The following is a 20,050-nucleotide window of genomic DNA, read 5'->3' as shown; positions in this document are numbered from 1 at the left end:
GTTACTTTGTCGATCTCTCAATCGCCTCGCCACCTTTCTGGATATCCTTCCCTACTCCACCAATGGTGTTACATGCGGACAAACCAAAAGCAGCGATCAAGGTAATTATTATGGACAATGTTTTCATTACAACCCCCTTTTATAAAAAAAATCTTTCTTCCAAATTAAACCCGCCGCAAGCAGCGGAGTATTAGCTGCGTTCTTACAATCCGCTGGCTTTCAGCCAGCCTTCGCCCCATGGAGCGAGGAATTAAACCCGCAGGGATTAAATACTAATCAATATTAGTATATTTCCCGCACATCCACAAAGTGCCCCGCCACTGCCGCCGCCGCGGCCATCGCCGGACTTACCAGGTGCGTGCGCCCGCCCGGCCCCTGCCTGCCTTCAAAATTGCGATTGGATGTGGAGGCGCAGCGCTCCCCCGGGGAGAGCCGGTCGTCATTCATGGCAAGGCACATGGAACACCCCGGTTCACGCCATTCGAATCCCGCTTCACGAAATACCTTGTCCAGTCCTTCCTGTTCCGCCTGATGCTTGACCAGGCCGGAACCCGGTACGACCAGGGCAAGCTTGATATTCGCGGCAATATGCTTGCCTTTTACCACGTCCGCTGCCGCGCGCAAGTCCTCGATACGCGAGTTGGTACAGGAACCAATGAATATCTTGTCCGGGTGGATATCGGTGATCGGCGTATTGGGAGCAAGACCCATATACTTCAGGGCATGCTCCATATCATGACGCTTCACCTCATCGGTAATCTGGGACGGATCAGGCACCTTGCCGTCAACCGTTGTGACCATTTCAGGCGAGGTGCCCCAGGTCACCTGCGGCTTGATCTGGCCCGCATCCAGCGTCACCACGCGATCGAAGGCCGCATCGGGATCGCTTTTCAGCGTGAGCCAGTAAGCCGCCGCTTTTTCCCATAAATCACCTTTAGGTGCGAAAGGCCGTCCCTTGATATACTCAATGGTGGTATTGTCCGCCGCGATCATCCCGGCACGCGCGCCTGCCTCAATAGCCATATTGCAGAGCGTCATGCGCCCTTCCATGGAAAGCGCGCGTATGGCGCTGCCGGCAAACTCGATGGCGTAGCCGGTGCCACCCGCCGTACCGATCCTACCGATAATGGCGAGCGCTATATCCTTGGCGGTAATGCCGTGACCCAGCTCGCCTTCGACTGCGACCTGCATGGATTTCGCTTTTTTCATCAGCAGGCACTGCGTTGCAAGCACGTGCTCCACCTCCGAGGTACCGATACCAAACGCAAGGCACGCGAATGCGCCATGCGTGCTGGTATGCGAATCGCCGCATACCACTGTCATGCCGGGCAGCGTGGCGCCCTGCTCCGGTCCGATCACGTGCACAATTCCCTGACGCAGGTCGTTCATTTTGAATTCGGTGATATCCAATTCCTCGCAATTCTGGTCGAGCGTTTCCACCTGCAGACGCGATATCGGGTCGCTGATACCGTTGCTGCGGCCAGTGGTGGGAACATTGTGATCGGCCACGGCAAGAATCGAATCCCGCCGCCAAGGCTTGCGGCCGGCCAGCTTCAATCCTTCAAACGCCTGCGGACTGGTGACTTCATGCACCAGGTGGCGATCGATGTAGATCAGCGCCATCCCATCCGGTTTATCGGACTCCTGGTGCACCACATGGCTTTGCCAGAGTTTATCGTATAAGGTTTGCATCTTGCGGAAATCCAAAGGTAAGTTGTAATTATCCCATAAGACCAGGCTTTTAACTTCAGCCTTTTTTTACATTACCGGCTAATGTTCATTTTCCAGACCACCAGTCCCAATCCGAGCAAAACGGCAGCGGCACTCAGGGTAAATGTAAGACTCGCCCCCAGCAACTCCCAGACATAGCCGCTGAATACTCCTCCGAATGCACCACCGAGACCGAATGTAAGACTGGTATAAAGAGCTTGTCCCTTGGCCTGATGGCGTCCGCGAAAGAAGTGATGCACCAGCATCATCGCGGTAGCGTGATGGGCGCCGTATGTCGCGGCGTGCAGGATTTGCGCCAGCACCACCACGGTCAGCCACTCCACTCCCCAGCCTATCATCAAAAAACGTGCTATCGCGCAACTGAAACTGAAAATCATAATCTGCTTCAGGCCAAACCGGCGCATGAGTTGCGGCATCAGAAAGAATACGCCGATTTCGCATATCACGCCTATCGCCCATAACCAGCCGACTAGGCCCTTGTTATAACCGTGCTCCACCAGATAAATCGAATAAAAAGTGTAATAAGGTCCATGAGCAAGCGCCATCAGCAAACACGCCGCAAAAAACGCCAATACTTCAGGGCGTTTGAATATCTGTCGCACGGAAAGATTGTCTGCGGGCTGAAGCGCTATTTCGGCATCGGGAATCTGCCGGGAAAAAATTATGATGCCCAGCTTGAAGCCCAACACCGCCCATAATAACGAGCCGATATCCATGGCATCCAGCAAATAGCCGACGCTTATCACGGCGAAAATAAACCCCAGCGAACCCCAGGCGCGAATACGTCCATACTTTGCCGTGCTTTCGCCGAGGTAAGAAAGCGTGGTTGCCTCGATCAGCGGCAACGATGCGCTCCAGAAGAAGCTCATCAACGCCATCGTTGCCGCCATCCAGGCAAATGATTCGCCAAAAAAAACACCACAATAACTTATCGACCCCATTATTGCGGCCAATTGCACGATCAGCAACCGTTTACCGGTGTGATCGGCAAGCCAGCCCCAGGCGGCGGGGGCAAAAACACGCGTTACATGCAACAGTGACATCAATATGCCAATCTGAAAGGCATTGAAGGAAAGGGATTTAAGATACAGGCTCCAGTAGGGAGCAAATGCGCCGATAAAAGCGAAATGAAAGAAATAGAAACCGGAAAGGGACCAGTAGGGAATGGGGCGCATCCGGCCGATTTTAACAGGCCGCAAGGAACAAACAGATAAACACTCAATGCACCGAACTGCAAAGGAATATTATCCTGAATCCGGTGATTGGCCACTTTCATGAAGCCCGGTTTCATCAACAATTCTTTTTTGCATCCAAATACCTAAAACAAAGGAGGCAAGATGACTTGCCTCCTTTGTTTGCGTAACCCTTGAAGCTACGGGCGACGGTTTCTACTTGTGAAAGTGACGGGGCGCTTCGGTCTCTCCTTTGGCACCATCAGTACCTCTTGTCTTTTGCGCTATCCGAAATCCTCTCGTCCTTTCTGGGAGCGGATGCCGCATAGTCGACGGAAGACTTGGTGTCCGTGTATGATTTTGTCCCATAATAGGAATGGATCGTATTTTGCCAGGTCGGGTCCGCCATATCCGGCCAATCATCCTTATCAAAGCCCGGTGCGGATTCGAGACGTTCCTTATCTACTTTGAGCAGGAAACGTTTGTTCACGGTATCCAGTTTCAACGCACTCCACGGCACTGCGAAAAGCTTGTTGGCGATACCGAGAAATCCTCCGAAAGACAATACCGCATAAGCGATTCTGCCATTGTCTACATCCAGCATGATTTCCTTGATATCGCCCAGATCTTCATCTTTATGATTATATACATCGTCTCCAATGAGGGTGTCAGCACCCATCAATCGAGGCCCTGGACCCTTCTCGTCGTAGCTTTTGTACATGCCGTAGGTATCGCGATCTTCATAACTCATGTTTATCTCCTGTCAATATGATATTTGAGAAATCCTCGTTATTGCCATATGCCCGGCGAAGAAATCTAATCGGGTAAAAGCGTTTCAGGCGAGTACAGGATGCGGGAATCATCCAATGAGGTCGGTACGGTGTTTAACAAAAAGATGTTTTCCAAGGCGATGCGCTAAACCTTTATGACAATATCTGGCACAAGATAAACAGGAATGGGAGAATAGCGGCGTCAAAAAAGAATCGACTGAGAATGGGAGAAGCGGATGTTCGAGTGGCTGGCTAGCCCGGAAGCGTGGGTGGCATTGGTGACGCTAACCGCGTTGGAAATCGTATTGGGGATCGATAATATTATCTTTATCTCCATTCTCGTGGGCCGCCTTCCCGAAGCCCAGCGCAATTTTGCGAGAAGAATGGGCCTCGGCCTGGCCATGCTTACTCGCCTCGGGCTGCTGTTCTCCATTTCATGGGTAATGAGCTTAACCGAACCATGGTTTGAGGTACTCAGCAACCAGATTTCAGGGCGCGATGTCGTTCTGATTGGAGGGGGCCTGTTTCTACTGGTCAAAGCCACTCATGAAATACACAACAGCGTCGAAGGATTGGATGATGAGGGCCACAAGGTTGTCGCCAACAGCATGGGAATGGTACTCCTGCAGATTGCGATCCTGGACATCGTTTTTTCGCTTGACTCAGTCATAACAGCCGTCGGTCTGGTCGATCATGTTTCATTGATGGCGATTGCGATTGTTCTGGCGGTGCTGGTTATGTTGATGGCAGCCAAGGCAATAGGGGATTTTGTAGATACTCACCCAACCATCAAAATTCTTGCGCTCTCGTTTCTGATACTGGTTGGAGTGACCCTTATCGTGGAAGGTTTCGATGTGCATGTTCCAAAAGGTTATATCTATTTCGCGATGGCATTTTCGGTCGGCGTGGAGTTTCTCAACCTTCGAATGCGTCGAAAGAAGGCAATCAGATTACACAAGCAGATTAATGAAATTGACTGACTGCAAGACCAATACGCGCAAATTAGGTTAGTGAACTCACCTGCTGGGCTCTTCTACGTATGATTGATTGGCGAAATGGCCAACCCTTTTCCTCCTTTTTCGGTGATATCTATTTCTCAAGGGATTCCGGGCTGGAGGAAAAACGTCATGTTTTCCTGCAAGGCAATCATCTCTCCGAACGTTTTGCGTCTTTGGCAACAGGTGAAGGTGATGCATTTGCCATTGGTGAGACAGGATTCGGCACCGGGCTGAGTTTCCTGTGCGCATGGCAATTATTCCATGAGATCGCCCCATCCAGGGGCAGTCTGGATTTTTTTAGCGTCGAGAAATATCCACTTGATGAGCGGGAGCTGGCCGATGCCCTGGCGTTGTGGCCAGCATTGCAGCAATATGCTGATGATCTTGTTGCACGTTGGCCGCGCCGCGTGCCGGGCTGGAATCGATGGAGTTTTGCCGATGGACGAGTACGGCTCACGCTGGCGATAGGCGACGTGGCCGAGACGCTGCCTGAAATCCATAACGGCATCGACGCATGGTTTCTCGATGGCTTTTCACCAGCGCGCAATCCGGAAATGTGGACGCAACCGGTATTCGAACACGTCGTACACGCATCCCGCCCCGGCGCTACATTTGCCACCTATACCTGCGCCGGCTGGGTACGGCATGGACTGGAGCAAGCTGGATTTCAGGTAAGCAAGCAGCCGGGTTTCGGCCGCAAACGCGAAATGCTGCGAGGTTGCCTTCCCGGTTCACCGCTTATGCAACCCTCCAGTCCTGCAACGGCCATCGTGATCGGCGGGGGAGTGGCGGGCTGTGCCGTTGCATCAGCGCTGGCCATGCGCGGGGTCTCCGTTGCCCTCATCGAACGTGCGCCAGCCCTGGCTGCGGCGGCGTCAGGCAATCCACGCGGCATACTGCACGCTCGCTTGAGCGCGAGCATGAATCTGCTGCAACGCTTCGTGCTGGCCTCCTATGGGCATGCGCTTGCCTTGCTGGATGAAAAGCTGCCCATAGACGGCATCGCCCGCGCGCAATGCGGAGAGCTGCAATTGGCCTTTTCCGCGGAAGAGGTGCAACGCATCAACAAGCTGGTGGCGCTCGATTGGCCACCGCACATATTGCGGTACGTCAATGCGGCTGAGGCATCCGCACTCGCTGGCATCGAGTTGTCGCATGGGGGTTTGTGGTTTCCCGCAGGCGGCTGGCTGGTTCCACCACGATTCTGCGCAGAATTGGCAGCGGGCCCGGGCATTGTGCGCCACACCGGCCATCGTGTGGAATCCCTGATGGCGATGGATGCTGGCTGGCGCGTGGAGGGGAAGGATCAGCAGGGGCAGACATGGTCCCATGAGGCTCAAATAGCCGTGATTTGCACCGGATATCAGGTGAAATCATTTGCGCCGATGGCAAATTTTCCACTGACTCCAGTACGGGGACAGATCACTATGGTACCCGCCACACCCTATAGCGAGAATTTGCGGACGGTCGTGTGTACCAGCGGTTATCTGGCGCCATCAACCGAGGGACTGCACATGATGGGAGCGACGCATGGTTTTAACGATGAAGCGATTAATTTGCGCGCATCCGATCATGCCGCCAATTTGGCTAGGCTAGTGGAAATATCCCCCATGCTGGCAAAAGCGATAAATATCGATTCTTTGGATGTTGAGGGACTGGCTGGACGCGCCGCGGTGAGGGCATCCATGCCCGGAGCCTTACCGCTGGTGGGCGAACTATTGCCCGGGCTTTATACCAGTCTGGGCCATGGCACGCGCGGCCTGATAACCGCCGGTCTCTCAGGTGAATTGATCGCAGCGGCTGCGTGCGGACAATTGTCCCCCTTGCCAGCGTCTGTGCTAAGCGCATTGTCCCCTGCGAGAAGGCTTATGGGGCTTATTTGCCGCGCAAGCAGGACAGGAACATAAAACGAACGTTACAGTATGGAATGAGTAAAGCGATTAAGCGCAACGGGACAGGATGCAGGAAATAGGGCTCTACGCGACGCCCCCGTATGTCGTTAAAACGAGGTGCGCACCGTATAACAGTTTCTGATCAATCTTTTGATCTCATTCGAATATTTGCCTGTGCCTCTGCTTTATTAATGGCCGAAATCTGGCGTCCGAATGCATCGCGTGTCTTTCTATCAGCCTGGGCGCTCTTGATGCTGCGTTCACACCGCCAGCGTTTGCCCGTCTTTGTAACGACCAGACGCATTTCATCGCGCGAATGTTGAACGTGGCAATGGTAGCAATAAATAGTGGCAGACATGGCTAATTATGAGAAGTTGTGCGTTTTTCCAGCTTCTTCCAGGATGACCGGATGCTGGCTGGGGGAAAACAAGGGGCCAGACTTTCGCCTAGCCCTCTGTTCACGTGGCGCGCCCGGCAGGATTCGAACCCACGACCCCTTGGTTCGTAGCCAAGTACTCTATCCAACTGAGCTACGGGCGCTAAAGCTGGTCAATTTTACTCGCGTCATTCAAAATTGCTGGCCACGATTATACCAGACTGGTGGCTCATCAAGTCAAAGTGAACTTCATTCAGTTAAAATTTTTCGTAAGATTCTAATTATTACGACATTACTGAGAACTTTCCATTGTTTCTTTATTTGGCTGACACCGCCGGGTTTAGGATAATCAGGGGACGATGACTTGACCAACCGATCCTATGGAACAGACGATCTGGCCTTGAATGGTTAACAACCGGGAATCAATACCGCCGCTCCTGTGAATTTTCCTTCTCGTAGCCTCATCAGCGCAATATCAGCCTGGCTTAGCGGCAGAGATTCGGTTGTCACTCGAACAGGCACTTTCGGTGCCAACGTCAGAAATTCTTCAGCATCCTGGCGGGTCAGGTTGGCAACCGAGACCAGATGTTTTTCGCGCCATAGAATGTCGTAGGGAAAAGCGGGAATGTCGCTCATGTGGATGCCGCCACAAATCACTATCCCACCGGGACGGATGGCGCGCAGGGCGGCGGGCACCAAAGCGCCGGTAGGGGCAAAAATAATGGCGGCATCAAGTTCTTCAGGCGGCATCGTATCCGAATCACCTACCCACGCCGCACCCATCTTGCTGGCAAAATCCTGTGCAATAACATCACCGGGGCGTGTAAACGCGAATAATTTACGCCCTTGATAGCGCAGTATTTGCGCCACGATATGAGCCGCGGCGCCGAAGCCATAAATTCCAATCCGATCTGCATTCCGGGCCATTTTGAGCGCACGATAACCAATCAGGCCGGCACATAACAAGGGTGCCGCTTCGACATCATCATAAATCTCGGGTATGCGAAAACAATAACGCGCATCCGCGACTGTATATTCCGCATAGCCGCCATCGATTTGATATCCGGTGAACTTGGCTTCCGTGCACAAATTCTCATGGCCATTACGGCAGTACCGGCAATGACCACACGTCCAGCCCAGCCAGGGAATCCCAATCCGCTCCCCAATCGCAAAATTATGGACATTTATCCCGCAAGACACCACGCGCCCCACGATTTCATGACCGGGAATAATGGGCAATTTTGGATTGGGCAATTCGCCGTCAACAATATGCAAATCCGTGCGGCAAACGGCGCAGGCTGCAATCTTGATCAACAACTGATCCGGGGCTGGCTGGGGACGAAGCACGGAACGCATGTGCACTGTTTGCCCCGGCTTATCCAGTACCATCGCTTGCATGGAATTGTTTGGCTTGGACATGTCACTATTGGCGGTCGATTACTGCCCCAGCGGAAACTACTATCGGTTCTGGTACCGGCTCAGGTCGAACACACCGGCATAGATCGGGTCATCGTGACGATACTTTGCCTGGAACCAGTCCGCGCTCTGCCAGAACTGCGGGTTGCTGCGGCGAACGCCATACTTTTCGATCAACGCGTCATAACGCTCATAGCCGTCGATCGCACTATACTGATCCACGAACGCCTGCAGATCCGATAAGTGCAGCTCCATGAAAAAATTGGGATAGGCGCCGATGAAACCTCTAACTACATCGACCGTGTCCTCGCTCTTGACGCGACTTCTTTCCATGGGTACTAAAGCCGTGGTGTTGAAGTACGACTTGTTGCGCACCAGCGTGTAGACCAGATCATTTTGCACCGACCCGTCGACAATGACTCGCATGAAAGTCACGTTGGGGAAGACATCCGTGATCTCGCCTTTTATGTCGCTCAGACGCCGGAATGCTTTCTCAACCGCGTCGGCTCGTGGATCCAGTTTCAATGCCGCGCATTGCACCGGGAACTCCCGGCACCAGTTGATGGTGTCCAGCGATGATCGTGCGCCGCCCAGATGCTGGTAGGCCTTAACAAAAAATTCCTTCTTGCCGTCCGCCGATTCATAGCGTATCGCGGCCTCCCGCGTGCCGTATTTTCTGACATTCCCGGCAATCAGGCGTTCCAGCTTCTCCGGCTTGTTGGTCCCTCGGTACCAGTGGCGATACAGCGGGAACCGCTGGTCGCGCGGTAGAAAGAGCAAGAAATTGAACTCTGCCTCCATGCGCAGGAAATCCATGTAGGTACGAGTGGCCAGCTGATGACCCGCAGTACCATAGACGTTGAAGCCCGCCACCAGCAGATAATGGATACGCTCAAGCAGTGGATAATCCAGCACCCAGCCAGTCTTTGGAATCTCGCCAACAAAACCATGCACCACGGTGGCGCTATCATAGTGGCGGTATACCGTGAGCGCAGCGCTGCGATTGACCTTGCCGCCATCCCAAATCTGCGGCAGCCCGTAACCCTGACCGCGGGGATAGGCACTCTGCAAGTACTCAATCTTATTCAGGAAATAGCGGTGCGCAACATCATAGTAGGCGTCCCAGGCCTTCAGCAACCCGATGCTCTCCTCGCGTTCGGAGGGAATGCGCAGATCATCGCTGATTTTTTCAAGGAATTTGGCATCGTGACCCAGAGGATCGCCGTCCGGATCGGTGAATAGGACCCAGAAATGATCATCGATCACGCTCAACGCGATTGAGCCGCGGCACACCGGCCCCTTGATGAACCCGGCGATAATGAAATGCGCGTCATCCAGCAAGAATTGGTACCGGCTGCGAGGGGGGATGGCAACAAAAGTCTTGAACGGATTCGCGGAAAGGTGTGACTCATAGCCAGGCAAGATATTCACCTCATAGTCCGGCTCGAGAAACAGCTCCTTAAAACGCGCCAGGCGCTGGTTGTTGAGGGCATAGGGTAGATGGGTCTTGTCGACAATGGTGCGGTCATGACGCTGCAGCCGATAGTAAAATGGGCCTGCACCAGGGTCGTCATAGGGGCGGACCGAAGGAATTATGTCAATGGGCTGCCCGGGTGCCGTACGCGACCGCACCAGCATGAAATACGTGCCGGGATCAATCTGATCGAAAAAAAGATGTCCGAGGAAAAGATGCTCATACAGATATCGCGCCATGAGTCGTTCCTTGTTCGACGCGCTGTTGAAGAACATCTCCCATTTGGCGATTTCCTGTTGCATAGGCTGCGGAAGCGCCACCGCGGGCTCCACCGGCGCGCCCTGCGCCAGCCAGGTTTCGATGGTCTTGAACTCATCCTTGCTAAGTGCCGGAAAACCGAACGGCATGCCCCACTGCGGGTGCTGGCGCGCGAAATGGTCGTAGCGCTCTATGTCCGGGCACTGGCTGGGTTGGGTAAGCGAATCCTTATCGGTGCGTAACTCGGAACCGACGGCATATGCGTCCGGCAACCGGCCCGAGGTTGGAAATTTATCACTACGCTTGAGCAGCAGGGTTTTGTACAACAGTGAGTTGTTGAGATGGGCCGCGCGCGTACCGACGCCTTCATTCAGTACCGGGTAGAAACCCATCTCGCGCCATGCGGGGGTGTTTTGGGCATCGATTCCGAGGCGAACCGGATTGCTGGTCGTAAATCGGGCGCCATTGTATACCGGCACAGCGTTCGCGCCGCGATCAAGCCCTTCGTAGGAGGTCAAATCCAGCCCACAGGGTGCGTCGTAACAGCTGTGACATACGATACAGCGTTGATTCAGGATCGGCTGCACCTGCTTATCGAAGGAGACATAATTGCCAGCGGCGGCAGTGTCCGAAGAAATGAGCCGATCTTTGGGGGCTGACGGGCCGTAGAGTGTCTCGTAATTGGTTGCCAGCGCGACACAACCCGCCAGCAGGGCCGTCAATAGAAACAGGTAATTGCTCATAGGCGCTTCCTGCAAAACTTCCCATCTAAGCGGAATCAGCCGCGGAATTTGATAGAGATGGGCATCTCTATTGCTGGCAAGATGGAAATTCTGAATATATCATCCATGCGCCTGATATGGATACTACGCAATGAATCAGAATCATGCAACGGGATTTAGGATCACGGAGTCAGGATGTGACGGAGTGCGATCATGGCGTGGCAAGCGAGTGGAACGGGGATCAACTGGAGGTGGTCAAAGCACTACAGAAGAACACCAGGACAAGGAAACACTCAGGGCGGCCCAAGCTGATCCGGTGGCAAAAGATGGAAATCAATTAGCTGAAGATATGTGAGCCCTGTTTTTTCCGCCCTGTTCGCCTGCACTCAGCCCGCGAGAGCCTGTATGCGATGAATTGCGTGGGAAGCTCCTTCAAGACCATGCATTCGACAACCGGATGCACCGGAGAAGGAAGAAATTAAACTGCCAGATACTACTGAGTTCAACTACTCCGGACTGGGTGGCGGAGAGAGAGGGATTCGAACCCTCGATAAGCTTTTTGAGCCTATACTCCCTTAGCAGGGGAGCGCCTTCGACCACTCGGCCATCTCTCCATAAAAGAGGCGTTAGGATAGCGGTTTACTACCCTTCGGTCAAACAATGAGTCTTATCGCGGCGGCTGTTCTCACAGAATCTCACGATACCTGATCCAGTTCAAAAATCTTGTGTAACACCCGCACCGCAAGTTCCATATATTTTTCGTCCACCACCACGGAAATTTTTATTTCGGAGGTGGAAATCATCTGGATATTAATGCCTTCTTCCGCCAGGGCACGGAACATTCTGCTGGCAATGCCGACGTGCGAACGCATCCCCACTCCTACCACCGATACCTTGGCTATTCTGTCGCCGCCGATTACACCGCGTGCGCCGATATGGGGTTGCACCTGATTCTCAAGAATATCCATGGTTCTGGCGAACTCATTCCGATTTATGGTAAATGAGAAATCTGTCATACCATCGTGACCAACATTCTGGATAATCATATCCACATCGATGTTGGCATCGGCAACCGGACCGAGGATTTGATAAGCAATGCCCGGACGATCCGGTACACCCAGCACGGTAATTTTCGCCTCATCACGGTTGAATGCAATACCTGAAATAATTGCGCGTTCCATGTTCTCGCCTTCCTCGAAAGTAATCAGGGTGCCCTCGCCTTCTTCATCGAAACTGGACAGCACCCGCAACCTGACCTTATATTTACCGGCAAATTCCACCGAACGAATTTGCAACACCTTCGAACCCAGGCTCGCCAGCTCGAGCATTTCCTCAAAGGTGATGGTCTTGAGCTTCCTGGCTTCGGGGACGATGCGCGGGTCGGTCGTGTAAATACCATCCACGTCGGTATAAATCTGGCATTCTTCGGCTTTGAGCGCCACCGCCAATGCTACACCGGTTGTATCAGACCCGCCGCGGCCCAGCGTCGTGATGTTGCCGGTATCATCCACCCCCTGAAATCCGGCTACCGCTACAACATATCCGGCATCGAGATCAGTACGGATTTTATCCTCATCAATTTTCAGTATGCGTGCTTTAGTATAGGCATTATCAGTCAGTATTCGCACTTGCGCGCCAGTATAACTCTTTGCTTTGACGCCTAGATCCATCAGCGCCATCGACAGCAAGGCAACGGAAATCTGCTCACCGGTCGATACCATGACATCCAATTCACGCGGGTCGGGATTGGCCTGAAATTCCCTGGCCATGGCAATGAGGCGATTGGTTTCTCCGCTCATGGCGGAAACCACCACCACCACCTGATGGCCCCGGGATCGAAATTTTGCTATCCGGCGGGCAACATTCTTGATGCGCTCAGTACTGCCAACCGAGGTGCCGCCGTATTTTTGAATAATCAGTGTCACGTTACCGGATTTTCTATATTAATAAAGGGAACTCTGCCGCAAACAAAAGGGTCGTATATGTTGAATCAATGACGCATCGAGCGGTAAAAAATTTGATTTCATAAAAATGGGAATTTTACCCGATTACCGGAAATAAAACTAAATATATGCAATAATGATAACCAGGCGACCATGAACAATGTCAAGCAGCATGCACTTAAGACTTGCATTGAATAGGAAAACAAATTAAATTTATGAATCCGCAATAATCTTCCAACATAACCCATACCATTACCTTATGGAGAGCTGCCCCTATGAAACTCTTTGAAGAAATATCCAATCCTCGCGATATTCGGCGTAAGCTTGGCCTGAATCAGCATGATTTCTGGAGTAAAGTCGGCGTCACTCAAAGTGGTGGCTCCCGTTATGAAAGCGGACGAAATATGCCAAGGCCGGTGAGAGAACTCGTACGACTTGTGCATATCGAGCATATCGATCTGGCCAAGATCAGAAAAGATGATCTAGTGGTGGCCGCCTTGCTGAAAAGCCAGGACCCTGATTTATACAAGAGCCTGAAAAAAGCCGCCAAGTCAAAATAACCTGGCAAAACAATCGTCGCGGCCAAACGGCCATTGATTCCATGCGGTCGAATATTATTTGACGGAATCAGAGTGCGACTGCTACGGATTGAGCTTAACGGTGAGTCCAAGCGCCTGGATTCTCGCATAAAACGCATCCATCCACACCTGACTGACTTTTGAAAGCCGCGGTGCTTCTAGCTGCATGGATGGACGCGCGAGGCCATATAGCAGCGTTCCTTTGAGCGGCACACCTTCCCGTAATAGTTCCTCTATGAATTTAAGATAAGCGCCGGATTCCGCGCTGGAGGGTGGTTTGCCATCGGTTTGAAACACGCAGGTTTGCAGCCAGGTAGGGCACAAAGATGCGGCCAGTTGCAGATTCTCGCGCATCCGCTTCAAGCTCATTCGTGTATTGTTGATGCGCTGTCTCCCTTCGCGCGTGACGCTATCCAGCTTGAACCAGACTTCGCCGTTAAGCTCCGCCATCCGGCGCAATCCCGCCTGTACGCTAGGTCGGTCAATCAGGCTGCCATTGGTAATCAGCACCAATTTAAGATCCTTGGGCAAGTCGTAGTCGCCCATCACTCTTCCAATCAACTCGATCACATGTTCAAATTCTCTTGCGCTGGTGGGTTCGCCGTTGCCGGACAAAGCGATGTCATTGATACGCCTTGCAGCCAAAGGTACTTGTGTCTGCATGAAATAACCATGCTGAATTTCGTGCAGAAACATGCGTAACTCACTTTCGAGCCGGACCAAGTCAATCACCGGCGCCGTGCCGCGTTTGAGTTCCGGGACCTGGCAATAAACGCAACGCCAGTTGCAAGCATTGTTGGGATTAAGATTGACGCCCACTGACACGCCTCCAGCTCGGCGCGATATCACTGGATAAATATAGGTCAACCCTGCCCTGTCGCGGCTGTGATCCGCAATATTCAATAGTTTGGAGGCGTGCTCCAATGCTACAATCTCCGTAATGTTAATCACACGCAGGCTGGAATTCGATGCCGGCCACCGCATACCTTCCCACAATAGCAAATGCCGCCACTTGCATGGCCATCGTTACGCTATTGAAATTACCTTGTCAGGTGACATTATCACTGAGGCAGGCATCGCCGAGCAAGGCATGGTGATGGATTATTCAGAAGTAAAACGTATCGCCAGCACTGTACTGGTAGACAAATGGGATCACGCATTCCTAGTCTATTCAGAAGATGTAGCGGTAATGCAATTTCTTCAATCCCTGGACGGGCACAAGACAGTCGTACTGGACGTACCGCCAACGGCGGAAAATCTTGCACTCGCTGCGTTCCGTATCCTTGACACAGCCTACCAGGATAGTTATGGCAACCACCTCAGACTGGAACAGGTGCGCTTGTTCGAAACCCCCAATTGCTGGGCAGACGCGACACGGGGGCAAATATTAAGTAACTCGGTCCTGTAAGATAATTTGCCTGCAATCGACTTCCTGGCACGAAACCGGCTGCAGCTTCATTGACCTTCTGCAAGCATCCCCTCTCTTGGCGTCATGGCCGATTTGCTTTATGCCCTCTTTTTGTTACCATGCAAAATGAGGAAATTTTAAAGTAAATCTTTTTACGAGTCATTCAAAATGAGGCTTTCCCTATGCTAACCCAGCTCATTCCCGATTTTGAGCTTCCTTCTACCGGCAACAAGGTATTCAGGCTATCCAAAGCCTCCGGGAAAAACCTGGTGATTTATTTTTATCCCAAAGATGACACACCCGGCTGTACCACTGAGGGTCAGGAATTCCGTGACGCTTACGGCGAATTCACCAAACTCGACTGTGACATTGTGGGCATCTCGCGCGACAGCATTAAATCGCACGAGAACTTCAAGGCGAAGATGGATTTTCCTTTCGAGCTTTTAAGCGACAGTAATGAAGCTGCCTGCAAATTATTCAACGTCATGAAGATGAAAAATATGTACGGCAAGCAGGTTCGCGGCATAGACCGCAGTACCTTTGTGCTGGACGCAAACGGAACGTTGCAGAGGGAATGGCGCGGAGTCAAGGTTCCCGGCCATGTTCAGGAAGTACTTGAGTTCGTGAAAACCTTGCCCAGAGAGGAGTCATGAGCCCCAGGAAATCGGCTTCTCCCATTACCACGGTCACACGTTTGCGGGCTAACCCCAAGCTATTTGTACTGGATAGCAATGTACTGATGCACGACCCCACCAGTCTGTTCCACTTCGAGGAACACGACATCTATATCCCCATGGTGACGCTCGAAGAACTCGACAACAACAAGAAAGGAATGTCGGAAGTGGCGCGCAACGCCCGTCAGACAAGCCGTTTCCTGGATGAGATCGTGAGCAGCGCGATAGCGGATATTGACGAGGGCATTTCGCTGGAAGCGCATGGCAGCAAGAACGCGACCGGACGGCTGTTCCTCCAGACCCAGGCGATCAGTAGCGTTCTGCCGGTGCGGTTAGCGAGCGGCAGTGCCGACAATCAGATCATCGGCGTAGTGAAATTTTTGCATGAAACCTGCCTCAACCGCAGCGTCGCGCTGGTTTCCAAAGACATCAACATGCGTATCAAGGCGCGTGCGCTTGGGCTGGCGGCGGAGGATTATTTTAACGACAAGGTGCTGGAAGACACCGATCTCCTCTATTCTGGCATTCAGGAACTACCGACGGACTTCTGGGACAAGCATGGCAAGGAAATGGAATCATGGCAACAATCCGGACACACGTTTTATCGTGTAAGCGGCCCGCTTTGCACCCATTTCCTGATCAATCAGTTTGTTTATCTGGAACATGACAAACCATTCTACGCCCTGGTCAAAGAGCGTAGCGGCAAGACTGCGGTTCTGCAAACGCTCAAGGATTACACGCACCAGAAAAATAACATCTGGGGCATCACGGCGCGCAATCGTGAGCAGAATTTTGCGCTCAATCTGCTAATGAACCCGGAAGTGGATTTTGTGACGCTATTAGGACAGGCGGGTACCGGTAAAACTTTGCTGACGCTGGCCGCCGGCTTGATGCAGACGCTTGAGTACAAGGTTTATTCGGAAATCATCATGACCCGAGTCACGGTGCCGGTGGGTGAGGATATCGGCTTTCTACCCGGTACCGAGGAAGAAAAGATGACACCGTGGATGGGTGCGCTGGAAGACAATCTGGATGTGCTCAACAAAACCGACAACGATGCCGGCGAATGGGGGCGCGCCGCCACACGCGACCTGATTCGCTCACGTATCAAGATAAAATCACTCAATTTTATGCGTGGCCGCACTTTCATCAATAAATTCCTGATCATCGACGAGGCGCAAAATCTCACGCCCAAACAAATGAAAACACTCATCACTCGGGCCGGGCCCGCCACCAAGGTGGTCTGTCTGGGTAACATCGCACAAATAGATACGCCTTATTTGTCCGAGGGAAGTTCAGGCTTGACCTACGTGGTCGATCGTTTCAAGGGATGGGATCACAACGGACACGTGACGTTACAGCGTGGCGAGCGTTCCAGATTGGCGGATTATGCGGCGGAAGTATTGTAGCAGGACCGTCATTTTCAGTAATGCCCGGATTTGGCATAGCTCTCAAATCTTGTATATTCGCCGAGGAAGGTGAGATCAACTTTACCTATGGGACCATTACGCTGCTTGCCGATAATGATTTCGGCGATCCCCTTGTCCTGCGTATCCGGGTTGTATACTTCATCACGGTAGATAAACAGTATCAAATCTGCATCCTGCTCGATGGCACCCGACTCGCGCAAATCCGACATGACCGGGCGCTTGTTCGGGCGTTGCTCAAGACTGCGATTCAATTGCGATAACGCCACTACGGGTACTTGAAGTTCTTTTGCCAGTGCTTTCAGGGAACGGGAGATTTCCGAAATCTCAGTGGCACGATTCTCGCCTTGGCCACTGGCGGACATTAGCTGTAAATAATCCACCACAATCAACCCCAGTTCACCGTGCTGACGATAAAGCCGTCGCGCCCGCGCCCTGAGCTCCAGCGCGTTCAAGGCAGCACTTTCATCTATAAACAAGGGAGCATCACTCAACTTGCCCAAAGCATGGGTTAACTTGGACCAGTCTTCGTCCTGCAGGCGGCCGGTACGTACCTTGTGCTGATCCAGCCGTCCTACGGAACCCAGCATCCGCATCGCGAGCTGGGCTCCCCCCATTTCCATACTGAATACCGCTACCGGTTTTTCCAGCTCAAGCGCCACATGTTCAGCGATATTGAGCGAGAATGCGGTTTTACCCATGGATGGCCTGCCAGCGACAATGATCAGGTCACCAGGCTGAAAACCCGAGGTTTTCTGATCGAGATCATGGAAACCGGTCGCAATGCCCGTCACATCACTTGGGTTGTCCTGATTGTAGAGTGTCTCGATGCGCTCCACTACTTGCTTCAGAAGCGGCTGGATATCGACGAAGCCCTGCTTTCCTCGTGCCCCCGCCTCGGCTATTTCAAATACCCTGGCTTCCGCTTCATCCAGCAGGTCCGCAGCGGATCGCCCCGCGGGGTTATAGGATGATTCGGCTATCTCCGATCCGACTTGAGCCAGCTTGCGCATTACCGCCCGCTCCCGCACGATCTCCGCATAGCGGCGAATGTTGGCTGCGGATGGCGTATTCTGAACCATCACGCCAACATAGGCTAATCCGCCCACGTTTTGCAGTTCCGCCGATATTTCAAGCGACTCTGCGACGGTCACTACGTCCGCTGGTTTGCTATGCTCGACCAGCTTGCAAATATGCCGGTAAATAAGTCGATGATCCTGCCGGTAAAAATCATCCTCGGTGATGACGTCAGCCACTTTATCCCAGGCATGATTGTCCAGCATCAATCCACCCAATACGGACTGCTCCGCTTCAACCGAATGCGGTGGCATTTTGTAGGCTTCAAGCGACTGATCGTTGGTGGCTGCGGTGAGGAATTGAACCATGGAACCCGGGTGACGTGACAAAGTATCGGAAAGATTTTACCACCAGGCGCCAGGCGGCATAGAAAAAATAAAAAGGGCTGTCAACAGCCCTTTTTATTTATCCGGATGAAAACCTGCTTATACTCAGGCAGCGGTTTCACCCAGGACTGAGACGACGATATGCGCCAACACGTCACTATGCAATGCAATAGTCAACGGATAATCGCCCACCTGCTTTAATGAACCTTGCGGCATACGTATCATTGACCGTTCAATCTCAAAACCCTGAGCCTTGAGCGCTTCCTCGATATCAGCGTTGGTGACCGAACCGAACAGCTTGCCATCCACCCCGGCTTTCTGGGTAATTTGCACCATCAATCCGTCCAGCTTTGCCGCATGGGCCTGGGCACCGGCCAGAACTTCCGCCTGTGTTTTTTCCAATTCGGCGCGTTTTGCATCGAACTCGGCAATGGCGGCTGGTGTCGCCCGCTTTGCTTTACCTTGCGGGATCAAAAAATTCCGCGCATAACCATTCTTTACTTTAACAACATCACCCAACTGGCCGAGGTTGACAACTTTTTCCATCAGTATGATCTGCATGTTGTCGCTCCTCAGTGCAAATCAGTGTAAGGAAGCAGTGCGAGAAAGCGTGCACGCTCAATGGCAATACCCAACTGGCGCTGATAACGCGATTTAGTGCCGGTAATGCGGGCGGGAATGATTCTGCCATTTTCATTAATGAAATCTTTCAATATCTCGATATCCTTATAGTCCACCGTCTGAATACCTTCCGCGGTGAAACGGCAGAACTTCCTGCGCTTGAACAAGGGGCGATTTGCCTTCTTGTCCTTTTCCTTATCCTTGCTATCTTTACGTCGTGTAGTAAAACGAGCCATAATTCTTTTTCCTGTTTCTCATTAAATGAGATCTATGTTGTTCACATGCAACACCAATTGCAAACTCATCCGGCTTCTTTTTGCCAGAAAACCGGTTGACTTCACCTTGGTACCAAGTGCCATACTGGAAATGGTTTCAGCCATTTGCGCTAATGCAACCGCGGAAATTTCGCATTCTACCTTGCGTGGCATGCCCGCTTCAATTTGACGCGAGACGTGGCCAATTTTGAATTCTGCCACTGCCACACCAGCTGGCGTGTAACGCAGACTACCAATTTCAATAATCCTGCCGCAAATTACGGTCTGGTTACAATTCAATTAGTTTTTCCGGGCCTTACGTCACCAGCGTGGTTTCTCTGAGTTCATCCGCTGCGGGCGTTGCTGACTTTGCTTTCTCTTCGCGCATCATCGGCGAAGCGGCAGTTACCGGTCCATCCATTTTAATGGTTAGATGGCGTAGTATCGCGTCGTTGAACTTGAACGCATGATCGAGTTCGTCACGAGTTTCCTGATCGCACTCAATATTCATCAGGACATAATGCGCCTTGTGAACCTTCTGAATCAAATAGGCAAGCTGACGTCGTCCCCAGTCTTCAAGGCGATGAATCCGGCCGTTTTTTGCGGTTACTATGTTCCGATACCGCTCGATCATTGCGGGCACTTGCTCGCTCTGGTCGGGGTGGACAATGAAAATGATTTCGTAATGTCGCATGCAGTCTCCTTATGGGTAGAGCCCCCCGAGATGCGAACCCGGTGGGGCAAGGTTAAGAGGTCGGTACTATACTGAACCAGGACAAAAATATCAATCAGCAAAGGTATTTAAAGCGGCGGTATTAGAAATGAAAAGAGCCACAAACAGAATTGATCAACGATTTAAATTCCGTCTTTTTTGATATTCTCTCGGCAATGCAGAGAGTCCCTCAGTAGCCCCAAGCAGACGATAGTGTATTT

General features: G+C 52.2%; 20 protein-coding genes and 2 tRNA genes. 7 read left to right on the top strand and 15 right to left on the bottom strand.

Going from position 1 to position 20,050, the window contains the following annotated elements:
- Position 1: 1 nt before the first annotated feature.
- From BLO43_RS11945 to BLO43_RS11930, 4 genes are all read right to left on the bottom strand, one after another.
- The gene (locus BLO43_RS11945) at positions 2-127 is read right to left on the bottom strand and encodes an entericidin A/B family lipoprotein (protein ID WP_074633320.1); all 126 of its coding nucleotides are present in this window, start codon (positions 125-127) and stop codon (positions 2-4) included.
- Positions 128-282: 155 nt separating this feature from the next.
- The gene (gene leuC / locus BLO43_RS11940; RefSeq protein ID WP_090907244.1) at positions 283-1,692 is read right to left on the bottom strand and encodes a 3-isopropylmalate dehydratase large subunit; all 1,410 of its coding nucleotides are present in this window, start codon (positions 1,690-1,692) and stop codon (positions 283-285) included.
- Between the two features lie 71 nt (positions 1,693-1,763).
- The gene (locus BLO43_RS11935) at positions 1,764-2,906 is read right to left on the bottom strand and encodes an MFS transporter (protein ID WP_090907243.1); all 1,143 of its coding nucleotides are present in this window, start codon (positions 2,904-2,906) and stop codon (positions 1,764-1,766) included.
- Between the two features lie 259 nt (positions 2,907-3,165).
- Entirely contained in the window at positions 3,166-3,654 is a 489-nt protein-coding gene (locus BLO43_RS11930; protein WP_090907242.1) for a PRC-barrel domain-containing protein, read from the bottom strand.
- Positions 3,655-3,909: 255 nt separating this feature from the next.
- Between BLO43_RS11930 and BLO43_RS11925 the strand changes: the two genes are divergently transcribed.
- Together BLO43_RS11925 and mnmC are read left to right on the top strand one after the other, a co-directional pair.
- Positions 3,910-4,653 (top strand): TerC family protein, encoded by a 744-nt coding sequence (locus BLO43_RS11925; RefSeq protein WP_090907241.1) that lies wholly within the window; start codon positions 3,910-3,912, stop codon positions 4,651-4,653.
- Between the two features lie 59 nt (positions 4,654-4,712).
- The gene (gene mnmC / locus BLO43_RS11920) at positions 4,713-6,578 is read left to right on the top strand and encodes a bifunctional tRNA (5-methylaminomethyl-2-thiouridine)(34)-methyltransferase MnmC2/FAD-dependent 5-carboxymethylaminomethyl-2-thiouridine(34) oxidoreductase MnmC1 (protein WP_090907240.1); all 1,866 of its coding nucleotides are present in this window, start codon (positions 4,713-4,715) and stop codon (positions 6,576-6,578) included.
- 448 nt (positions 6,579-7,026) lie between these two features.
- On the opposite strand, the gene BLO43_RS11910 is transcribed toward mnmC, so the two are convergent.
- The 3 genes from BLO43_RS11910 to BLO43_RS11900 form a co-directional block, all read right to left on the bottom strand.
- A tRNA-Arg gene (locus BLO43_RS11910) sits at positions 7,027-7,103 on the bottom strand.
- Between the two features lie 244 nt (positions 7,104-7,347).
- A complete protein-coding gene (locus BLO43_RS11905) occupies positions 7,348-8,358 on the bottom strand; it encodes a zinc-dependent alcohol dehydrogenase family protein (RefSeq protein WP_090907239.1) in 1,011 nt (336 codons plus the stop codon).
- Positions 8,359-8,397: 39 nt separating this feature from the next.
- The gene (locus BLO43_RS11900; RefSeq protein ID WP_090907238.1) at positions 8,398-10,830 is read right to left on the bottom strand and encodes a fatty acid cis/trans isomerase; all 2,433 of its coding nucleotides are present in this window, start codon (positions 10,828-10,830) and stop codon (positions 8,398-8,400) included.
- 143 nt (positions 10,831-10,973) lie between these two features.
- Here BLO43_RS11900 and BLO43_RS16825 point away from each other — a divergent pair, with 143 nt between their 5' ends.
- Positions 10,974-11,150 carry a hypothetical protein gene (locus BLO43_RS16825; protein ID WP_175443944.1) on the top strand — a complete coding sequence of 59 codons (177 nt, stop codon included), beginning with the start codon at positions 10,974-10,976 and terminating at the stop codon, positions 11,148-11,150.
- A gap of 180 nt (positions 11,151-11,330) precedes the next feature.
- Here the strand turns inward: BLO43_RS16825 and BLO43_RS11895 are convergent.
- Together BLO43_RS11895 and BLO43_RS11890 are read right to left on the bottom strand one after the other, a co-directional pair.
- Positions 11,331-11,423 (bottom strand) — tRNA-Ser (locus BLO43_RS11895).
- 81 nt (positions 11,424-11,504) lie between these two features.
- Positions 11,505-12,734 (bottom strand): aspartate kinase, encoded by a 1,230-nt coding sequence (locus tag BLO43_RS11890; RefSeq protein ID WP_090907237.1) that lies wholly within the window; start codon positions 12,732-12,734, stop codon positions 11,505-11,507.
- Between the two features lie 293 nt (positions 12,735-13,027).
- Here BLO43_RS11890 and BLO43_RS11885 point away from each other — a divergent pair, with 293 nt between their 5' ends.
- Complete coding sequence (locus BLO43_RS11885; RefSeq protein ID WP_074633390.1) at positions 13,028-13,312, top strand: helix-turn-helix domain-containing protein; 285 nt, start codon at positions 13,028-13,030, stop codon at positions 13,310-13,312.
- An 81-nt stretch (positions 13,313-13,393) separates the two neighbouring features.
- On the opposite strand, the gene BLO43_RS11880 is transcribed toward BLO43_RS11885, so the two are convergent.
- A complete protein-coding gene (locus tag BLO43_RS11880; protein WP_254773452.1) occupies positions 13,394-14,254 on the bottom strand; it encodes a radical SAM protein in 861 nt (286 codons plus the stop codon).
- Between the two features lie 16 nt (positions 14,255-14,270).
- Between BLO43_RS11880 and queD the strand changes: the two genes are divergently transcribed.
- The 3 genes from queD to BLO43_RS11865 all read left to right on the top strand — a co-directional run bounded on the left by queD (position 14,271) and on the right by BLO43_RS11865 (position 16,821).
- A complete protein-coding gene (gene queD / locus BLO43_RS11875) occupies positions 14,271-14,738 on the top strand; it encodes a 6-carboxytetrahydropterin synthase QueD (RefSeq protein WP_090907299.1) in 468 nt (155 codons plus the stop codon).
- Between the two features lie 182 nt (positions 14,739-14,920).
- The gene (locus BLO43_RS11870; protein ID WP_090907235.1) at positions 14,921-15,391 is read left to right on the top strand and encodes a peroxiredoxin; all 471 of its coding nucleotides are present in this window, start codon (positions 14,921-14,923) and stop codon (positions 15,389-15,391) included.
- Positions 15,388-16,821: a PhoH family protein gene (locus BLO43_RS11865; protein ID WP_090907234.1), complete on the top strand. Its 1,434-nt coding sequence runs from the start codon at positions 15,388-15,390 to the stop codon at positions 16,819-16,821. Before BLO43_RS11870 ends, BLO43_RS11865 begins: the two co-directional genes overlap by 4 nt.
- A 14-nt stretch (positions 16,822-16,835) precedes the next feature.
- On the opposite strand, the gene dnaB is transcribed toward BLO43_RS11865, so the two are convergent.
- The 5 genes from dnaB to rpsF form a co-directional block, all read right to left on the bottom strand.
- The gene (dnaB, locus tag BLO43_RS11860; protein WP_090907233.1) at positions 16,836-18,224 is read right to left on the bottom strand and encodes a replicative DNA helicase; all 1,389 of its coding nucleotides are present in this window, start codon (positions 18,222-18,224) and stop codon (positions 16,836-16,838) included.
- Positions 18,225-18,347: 123 nt separating this feature from the next.
- Positions 18,348-18,803: a 50S ribosomal protein L9 gene (gene rplI, locus BLO43_RS11855; RefSeq protein ID WP_074633406.1), complete on the bottom strand. Its 456-nt coding sequence runs from the start codon at positions 18,801-18,803 to the stop codon at positions 18,348-18,350.
- Positions 18,804-18,814: 11 nt separating this feature from the next.
- Positions 18,815-19,099 (bottom strand): 30S ribosomal protein S18, encoded by a 285-nt coding sequence (rpsR, locus tag BLO43_RS11850; protein WP_004180039.1) that lies wholly within the window; start codon positions 19,097-19,099, stop codon positions 18,815-18,817.
- A gap of 21 nt (positions 19,100-19,120) precedes the next feature.
- Complete coding sequence (priB, locus tag BLO43_RS11845; RefSeq protein WP_074633409.1) at positions 19,121-19,417, bottom strand: primosomal replication protein N; 297 nt, start codon at positions 19,415-19,417, stop codon at positions 19,121-19,123.
- 16 nt (positions 19,418-19,433) lie between these two features.
- Positions 19,434-19,811, bottom strand: a complete 378-nt coding sequence (gene rpsF / locus BLO43_RS11840; RefSeq protein ID WP_074633412.1) for a 30S ribosomal protein S6 — start codon at positions 19,809-19,811, stop codon at positions 19,434-19,436.
- Positions 19,812-20,050: the final 239 nt, after the last annotated feature.

Origin of the sequence: Nitrosospira sp. Nsp13 (genome assembly GCF_900101945.1) — a bacterium.
Lineage (GTDB): Bacteria > Pseudomonadota > Gammaproteobacteria > Burkholderiales > Nitrosomonadaceae > Nitrosospira > Nitrosospira multiformis_D.
This window is presented reverse-complemented; position numbering and strand designations above follow the sequence as displayed.

Coding starts and splice junctions, on each gene's coding strand:
- BLO43_RS11945 (WP_074633320.1), bottom strand. CDS start 127: ATGAAAACATTGTCCATAATAATTACCTTGATCGCTGCTTTTGGTTTG.
- rpsR (WP_004180039.1), bottom strand. CDS start 19,099: ATGGCTCGTTTTACTACACGACGTAAAGATAGCAAGGATAAGGAAAAG.
- leuC (WP_090907244.1), bottom strand. CDS start 1,692: ATGCAAACCTTATACGATAAACTCTGGCAAAGCCATGTGGTGCACCAG.
- BLO43_RS11925 (WP_090907241.1), top strand. CDS start 3,910: ATGTTCGAGTGGCTGGCTAGCCCGGAAGCGTGGGTGGCATTGGTGACG.
- BLO43_RS16825 (WP_175443944.1), top strand. CDS start 10,974: ATGCAACGGGATTTAGGATCACGGAGTCAGGATGTGACGGAGTGCGAT.
- mnmC (WP_090907240.1), top strand. CDS start 4,713: ATGATTGATTGGCGAAATGGCCAACCCTTTTCCTCCTTTTTCGGTGAT.
- BLO43_RS11885 (WP_074633390.1), top strand. CDS start 13,028: ATGAAACTCTTTGAAGAAATATCCAATCCTCGCGATATTCGGCGTAAG.
- BLO43_RS11935 (WP_090907243.1), bottom strand. CDS start 2,906: ATGCGCCCCATTCCCTACTGGTCCCTTTCCGGTTTCTATTTCTTTCAT.
- BLO43_RS11865 (WP_090907234.1), top strand. CDS start 15,388: ATGAGCCCCAGGAAATCGGCTTCTCCCATTACCACGGTCACACGTTTG.
- BLO43_RS11905 (WP_090907239.1), bottom strand. CDS start 8,358: ATGTCCAAGCCAAACAATTCCATGCAAGCGATGGTACTGGATAAGCCG.
- BLO43_RS11930 (WP_090907242.1), bottom strand. CDS start 3,654: ATGAGTTATGAAGATCGCGATACCTACGGCATGTACAAAAGCTACGAC.
- queD (WP_090907299.1), top strand. CDS start 14,271: ATGTTAATCACACGCAGGCTGGAATTCGATGCCGGCCACCGCATACCT.
- rpsF (WP_074633412.1), bottom strand. CDS start 19,811: ATGCGACATTACGAAATCATTTTCATTGTCCACCCCGACCAGAGCGAG.
- BLO43_RS11900 (WP_090907238.1), bottom strand. CDS start 10,830: ATGAGCAATTACCTGTTTCTATTGACGGCCCTGCTGGCGGGTTGTGTC.
- BLO43_RS11870 (WP_090907235.1), top strand. CDS start 14,921: ATGCTAACCCAGCTCATTCCCGATTTTGAGCTTCCTTCTACCGGCAAC.
- rplI (WP_074633406.1), bottom strand. CDS start 18,803: ATGCAGATCATACTGATGGAAAAAGTTGTCAACCTCGGCCAGTTGGGT.
- dnaB (WP_090907233.1), bottom strand. CDS start 18,224: ATGGTTCAATTCCTCACCGCAGCCACCAACGATCAGTCGCTTGAAGCC.